Annotated in this window: 1 protein-coding gene; it reads left to right on the forward strand. The window is 56.7% G+C overall.

Going from position 1 to position 404, the window contains the following annotated elements:
• On the forward strand, positions 1–404 hold a 404-nt coding region (locus BM607_RS21610), incomplete at both ends, for an Ig-like domain-containing protein (protein ID WP_249269624.1).

The raw sequence follows: 404 nt of genomic DNA on the forward strand, positions 1-404 counted from the left end.
GCCAACGGCTTGGTGATTGATGCCAGCGGTAACTGGAGCATCGACTTAACCGGCACCACCTTGGCCGATGGCACTTACCCTGTCAGCGCCACCGTCACTGACTTGGCGGGCAACAGCAAAACCGTCACCCAAGACGTGGTGATTGATACCAAGATTGACCAAGATGGCGACGGCAACACCGTGGCGATCACCAGCATTACCGATGACACCGGCGCCTCGGGCAGCGACTTCATCACCAACGACAACACCCTGATTTTCAACGGTACTGTCGATTTGGGCGATGACAGTACCTTGGCCGTCACCATCAATGGCGTGGTCTACACCACTGCCAACGGCTTGGTGATTGATGCCAGCGGTAACTGGAGCATCGACTTAACCGGCACCACCTTGGCCGATGGCACTTA

Source organism: Shewanella sp. SACH, assembly GCF_001887095.2.
GTDB lineage: Bacteria > Pseudomonadota > Gammaproteobacteria > Enterobacterales > Shewanellaceae > Shewanella > Shewanella baltica.